Annotated in this window: 4 protein-coding genes; 1 reads left to right on the top strand and 3 read right to left on the bottom strand. The window is 42.2% G+C overall.

All coding sequences use genetic code 11. From position 1 onward, the window contains the following. Positions 1-243: 243 nt before the first annotated feature. The 3 genes from argF to IM479_RS19355 form a co-directional block, all read right to left on the bottom strand. A complete protein-coding gene (gene argF, locus IM479_RS19365; RefSeq protein ID WP_287687143.1) occupies positions 244-1,170 on the bottom strand; it encodes an ornithine carbamoyltransferase in 927 nt (308 codons plus the stop codon). A 291-nt stretch (positions 1,171-1,461) separates the two neighbouring features. Next, positions 1,462-4,698 (bottom strand): tubulin-like doman-containing protein, encoded by a 3,237-nt coding sequence (locus IM479_RS19360; RefSeq protein WP_287687142.1) that lies wholly within the window; start codon positions 4,696-4,698, stop codon positions 1,462-1,464. A gap of 2 nt (positions 4,699-4,700) precedes the next feature. Then, positions 4,701-5,657: a ribonuclease Z gene (locus tag IM479_RS19355; protein ID WP_287077930.1), complete on the bottom strand. Its 957-nt coding sequence runs from the start codon at positions 5,655-5,657 to the stop codon at positions 4,701-4,703. 956 nt (positions 5,658-6,613) lie between these two features. Here IM479_RS19355 and IM479_RS23125 point away from each other — a divergent pair. Further along, a partial coding sequence (locus tag IM479_RS23125; protein WP_425184889.1) for a transposase-like zinc-binding domain-containing protein occupies positions 6,614-6,690 on the top strand: 77 nt, incomplete at its 3' end.

Genomic DNA, 6,690 nt, shown 5'->3' with positions numbered 1-6,690 from the left:
CTTTAAACGGACGTAGAGGAAAGCGTAAGACTTCTGTTAAAGAAGCAGCATCCCGTGAAGCGTCAACCCCATTCAGCGACCATTCTAAAAAGGTGGCGTGGTGAGGAATCGCCGTCCGTTTTACGGCGGCGAGGATGTCAATGCTCTTACCATCAATCCTAGCGTTAACTTCCGGTGTCGGACAGGTCTTAGGATGATTGATGATCGAGTTTAATGATTATTTTAGTAACTGAGCATCTGGAGCTAGATTAATCCCAATAAACTCACCATTAAAGCTTTTTGGGCGTGCATCCGATTTTCCGCTTGTTCCCAGACTTTTGATTGTACACCCTCGATCGCCCCGTCGGTAATTTCTTCGCCGCGGTGAGCAGGTAAACAATGGAGAATAATCGCGTCTTTGTCAGCGTGACTCATTAGCTGTTCATTGACTTGGTAGGGCTGAAAAACGGGAATTCGGGCATCAGCGAGGCTTTCCTGTCCCATACTTGCCCAGACATCAGTATAGACCACCTGAGAGTCTTTTACGGCCATAACGGGATCATCGGTAATGAAGATTTTACTACCGGTTTTCTCGCCAATAGCCTGGGCGCTGGCGACAATTTCCCCATCGGGTTGATAGTTTGCGGGGGAGGCAACCCGCACATTTAACCCCATCAAAGCACCACCCAAGAGGAGAGAATTAGCGACATTATTGCCATCCCCGACATAGGTGAGGTTAATTCCCCGTAAAGTCTGAAAAGTCTCTTGGATAGTCTGTAAATCGGCTAATATCTGGCAGGGATGTTCTAAATCTGTTAAAGCGTTGATAATCGGGATGCGCGAGTAATTAGCAAAAGCTTCTAAATCCTCTTGTTTAAAGGTGCGAACTGCGAGAATATCGAGATAGCGATCGAGTACCCGGGCTGTATCTGCCAAGGGTTCCCCTCGCCCCACTTGGGTTACACTGGGATTAAGATCGATCACCTGTCCCCCTAACTGGTACATGGCGACGGTAAAGGAAACCCGCGTCCGGGTGGAAGCTTTATAAAATAGCAATCCCAAGACTTTTTTGCAGCTAGGGTTAAGATTGCCAGCTTTAAGCTGTGCCGATAGATTGAGTAGGGCACTGATTTCTTCGCTACTCATGTCGGTTATTCTTAAAACATCTCGTCCTTTTAAAGTGGCTACCATTGGTTTTTCTCTCGATAAACAGGGGTCTTGATTGGCTTCTATGGCAGTTAGCGATTAGCAAAAATCTTGAGTAAAGACCTTATTATAATCCAGTTTTTTCGCTATTAGGCAATTTTTCCCGAAAATTTTCATGGTGGGGGATGTTAGTCCAGCTAACACCCCCACTTTTTCTGTTAAATTGGGTAAGTGTTAAAAATTGTCAGATTCCCCCCTTATTAAGGCGGATCCCCCCGCCTATCGGCACCCCCCTTATCAAGGGGGGCAGGGGGGATCAAACCCAAAATCTAATTTCTACTTAACTAATTTTGCCCCACACTTAGAACAAAAATTAGACGAGGGGGGATTTTTGTGTCCACAATTACCACAGATAATTAAAGCTGGGTTAGCCACTTCCGTCACCGAAGAAAGAGGTATTTCTCCACCGCTATTCAACTTATAGTTATCGATTAACTGCAAAATAATTGCATCTTCCCGTTTATATTCTGTATTATCTTTTCCTCCTGTCAACTCCTCGGAACGTTGTTGTAAATATTTGATAAAAGTCCGATACAAAGCTTGTTTTTTCTGCGGAGTGGCCGAATCCTGTAACTTAGCCGTCACCTGACTTTGAATTTTTTCCTTATCTTCGCGACAAGCTTTTACTTCTAACACCTGTACCGCATCTTCCCAACTGGTGGCGATATCGACTTTTTTTAATCCCGTTGCGGTTTTAATTTCATAGCGAATTGTTTTCTCATTAGTGACTCGATTGACTTCTGGAAAAAGCACTTTCAAAGCTCGGGCTGTCACCACCAATTGATAAATACTCGGATCTTCGGGAAAAACATCCCAGAAAGGAGGTTCCTTTTGGATATGCACGGGGATGGGTAAATCGCGATTTTCCCCCATTTGTTGGGCGCGTTTAGCGAGAATAAATTCTCCTTTCCAGTCTTGATAGGATTGTCGCAGCTCCCGCATTCCATCGAGACAGCGTAGGGAAAAACCGCCAATTTCCTGCACGAAGACAAGACGATGTTTTTCCACTTCTCCCAAGGGTTTAATATCGTCTTCGTTGGCAATAAATTCCCGCAGTTTCGGAATAATTTTTTGGGCTGCTGGGTTATTGGTATTTCTTCCCCCAATCAGGGCAACATTTTGATTTAATTGGGGCGTAAAACCCGCATCTTTTCCCCGCAAGACCGCAGGATTGAGCATAATTAGGGGTCGCGATTTTTGGTAGGCAATGCGAAGATTATTGATAATATCGGCATCGTTGTTATAGATTTTTAACAAGCGATCGCAAGCGGCTAATTCCTGCTGAATGCGACTACTAACCGGGGCATTTTGTAGTAGTTGATTAGCTTGGTTTATGATAACTTGTTGGAAATCTCCTTGACGAATATCGGCAATCTCGGTGATGTCAAATAAACGCATATTTTCATCAGCGCGGCGCGTTTCTTTCCAGAGGAGGCTAGATTGCTTTAAAATCTCTTCTGAGAGGGGTAAACAAAGGTTATCCATACCTGTATCGTAGGCATTTTTGTTACCGGCAATCCCCGAAGCAAATTGTTCGATAAAGTCTTGATAAAGACCATTTAATTCTTGTCTATCAAATAGTTTAATCCCATTAATTAACAAAGCATCGGCACTATCAATCTGTTGATTAGCTTGGAGATTAAATAGATCGCGACTTTGAATTAATTTCTGACGAAAGCGATTAAAACGGCTTTCTAATTGATTAAGATGTTCCAGTAAACGATTAATAACCTCTACTCCTGCACCTCTGGTTTTTCGTTGAATATTGGCCATTAAATAGCCTTCCAATCCCGTTAAAGCTTGTTCACAATATTGTTCCATCTTATCTTTTTTCGAGACATGAAGTTTATCTTTCAGATCATTAATTTCTGCTAAGGCTGTATCATATTCTCGTTGACGTTTACTTTCGTTTTGACTCCAAACCTGTTCTTGATCGCGACGGAATTTTTCTGCCATGTCGGTGAAGATTTGTCGTACTGAAACAATAAAACTCTCAGCAAATTTTACCCCACGGTTTCGATCCTCAAGGATATTATAAAACTCCATTTCTAGAGACTTTTTACCCCGTTGAATAATTTCATCCCGGTTATTATAAATCTTTTTCAGGTAATCGCCGTGCAGCCGCTCATCGGGACTTAATTCTAGTAAATGATTGCGTTTAAATTCCTCGACTCTTGGTGTTAAATAATCATTAATAAATCGCAGAATTTTTCCCTGTTCATTGCCTAAAATATTAACACCCTGTTTGGTACAAGATAGCCAATTATCTTGATTGATTTCCTGACGAGTTTCGTTAGTCCATTGGGAGATTATGGCAATTAAAGAGCGATCCTTGTCGGCACATAAATCCATAATTAATTCCCCTTCGCTCAAGCGCATTCTTTTGAGGATATCACCTCTTACTAACTCCAACATTTGAGCGGGTAAAATCACGGAATCATTCAGCCACCAATTAATTAAATCTTTGGCTAAACGTTCCGATAAAGAAGCACGAATTTGGGCAATAGGAATTTCAATAGTTGATAGCCCAAAACTCATAAATTGCTTAGGATAACCGCGACCCCCAGGGTCAGCTTGCGCCCAAGAACCCTTAATATTATCTCTAATGGAACGCTTATGGGGGGCAAAATCAGAGGTCATATCTAGGAAAATATTTTGGGCGATCATTTCCCGAATTTGACCGAGTTTAAAATCACCTTCTCCGTTTTTTGTTCCTACTAAATAGGTAAAATCAAAGGGGGGTAATTTACTAACAACTTCATCGACCAAACCACTGCTAAACTGTTGATGATATTCGGTTCTGTAGTCAGAAAAGTAATTTAATTCCATCAGGGCAGCGTAACCATTAGCCAAAACTCGATCGCCGACACTAATCCCCGCAAATGCTTCAGGAGTGGGAACAATTGCCGTACTTAAAGGACTACTTTCCCCTCGCAACCAATTACGAATACAGTAGCCTATATCGATTAACATTCCGCTACCCGTACCACCGTTTAAAGACCCCGTAGTAAAGACATTAATAGCAGTATTATTAACTTTAATTCCATAGCGATCGAGCATAAAGTTTTCTTGTCCTTTTACCCGTCTCACCGCATCCAGAAATTTCCTTTGGATCTCATGATAATTACAAAATAAAGCAAAACGTCCACAGGCGCGAATTTGTCCCGCTCCCGCTTCTAGGGAAGTAATATTTCTCTCTAATTCCGGGGGAAACCAACTATTAATCCAGGGATATCTATCCATGTCAGATACCATCTCCTGTACCTGTTTTCCACTCACCCGGGACCAGTGTTTTTCGTTATCTTTAAAAGCACTGCCGGCAGCTTCAGGATTACTGATTTTATAATCCTTATCCGTGTCAACCACCAAAAAGCTGACAATCGGAAAATTACTCAAACTGCCATAACTTTCCTCGATTAAGCGACGCAATCGCGATAAAATTTCGTTACCCGTGCCACCAATACCCACTAAAACCGTGGGAACCATGCTTTTTTCTTCTACTGCTGCTGGCATAATTACTTAACTCCTAAGACCATTTCTTGACGGTTGCGGGGGACTTCGTAGGTGAGGAAATCGTAGGCTAATTTAGTGTTAGGAAAAATCGCCCGCGCTTCCTCTAACAAATTGGAAATATCCAGAGAATTACCCGGTAGATAACGGGGACTAAAATGGGTCATTAATAACAATTTTACCCGGGCTGCCAAGGCCACTTGGGCTGCCATCGTTGAAGTGGAGTGAACACTTTCAAAGGCTAACCCGGCATCTTGGTGAGCAAAAGTTGCCTCATGAATTAGCACATCTGCATTCTGTGCCAATTCGATCGAGCCTTCACAGAAAATAGTATCGGTACAATAGGCAATTTTACGGCCGATTTCCGTTTCTCCGCAGAGGGACTGACCGCGAATTTTGCTGCCATCGGCGAGGGTGACAGTTTCCCCTTTTTTCAGCTTGCCGTAAATTGGTCCAGGGGGAATACCCAAAGCGTTGGCTTTTTCCACATCAAAACGTCCTGGACGGTCTTTTTCGGCGATGCGATAACCGTGGGCGGGAATACGATGTTTTAATAGCTGACAGGAGACGGTAAATTCTTCATCTTCGTAGAGTATGCCAGGGGAAATGGCATGGACACGCACCCGATTAGCCAAATTAGTATAGGAATACTTAGCACAAGCGCGCAGATAGTCCGCTAGTCCGGGGGGTCCATAGATATCAATATCCTGAGCAGAACCGGCTAATCCGATACTGGCTAACAGTCCCATTAAACCAAAGATATGATCCCCGTGCATATGGGTGATAAAAATGCGTCGAATTTGGGAACTTTTCAGGTCGCTACGCAGTAACTGGTGTTGAGTCCCTTCTCCACAGTCAAACAGCCATATTTCCGCCCGTTGCGGCAAACGAAGGGCGATACTAGAGACATTACGGGAACGAGTGGGAACCCCAGAACTGGTTCCTAAAAAAGTAATCTCCACAGGATAGCTGTCAGGATAGAGGATTCTTTTTCTAGTCTAGGCTGTTTTTATCGATTTCTCGATCGAATTACTGCTTTTCTGTATTTCTTGACTTGGAAACAGGAAATCCCCTGATTTTGAGTTTCGCGGCCAGAAATACACCAGTGTTCCTATCATACTTTGTGCTTTTTGTCAAAAAAACTTTTTTTTTGCAATAAAACTACACAAAAAAAAGATCATCGTTGTGGGTGAAATTGACTAATTTACCTGTCTTAATTAGGATCACCCTGTAGGTGTGGCAAGGGTTTCAACCATTGCTGCCCAAAAACGCACAGAATAACCGACTGTGAAATTCTATCAAATCGCTGTAACCATTGCAACATCGTTGTTAAATAAAAATCTTTCTCAATTAATTCTTAAGAATTTGTAAATATTGCGGAATGTTAATTTAAATATTCTCAAGTTTTTGGAGTCAATAAATAATTTTTACTTATATTTTTGGGAAAATAGAACTCCTGCAAAAATCCAACATCTACCATTGGGTTAGGAGTCAGTATTCAGGAGATTATTTTTATTTATTCTTCCCCCGCAACGCGCACGCAGTGACCCCCCCTACACCCCACACCCCATCCCTAGAACGATACCCCTATTAAATCGATTTCCACAAAAGCCATCAACTACCCTAATTAATAATTCCAGCGGGGATTTTTTTGTCCACCAGTTCGCCACTTCCCCCACAGTAAAAAATTCACTGATTTTTGCGTCAGAACTACTCCAGTTAATTATCCTAGTATTAGTCATTTGTCGTTGTCCTTTGATTGATTAGCCGCAAACTTCCATTGAGGATTAGCACCTTGACTTGTAGCGTAAAAAGCAAGTAAACCAGAGCTTAACTGAATCGGTACAGAAATTTGGCGTTGTCAGATAAAGAGATGAGAAGGCAAAATAGATAGAAACTCAATGAAGGAAAAAAAACGATGAAATGTCCAGAATGTAAAAGTGACCACATCAATAAAAATGGTCATCGTGGTCAAAAACAAAACTATATATGTGT

The sequence above is a fragment of the Microcystis sp. M165S2 genome (assembly GCF_020245885.1).
In the GTDB taxonomy this organism is placed as follows: Bacteria; Cyanobacteriota; Cyanobacteriia; order Cyanobacteriales; family Microcystaceae; genus Microcystis.
Note: the sequence above shows the minus strand (reverse complement) of the source record. Positions and strands in the feature narration are given on the sequence as shown.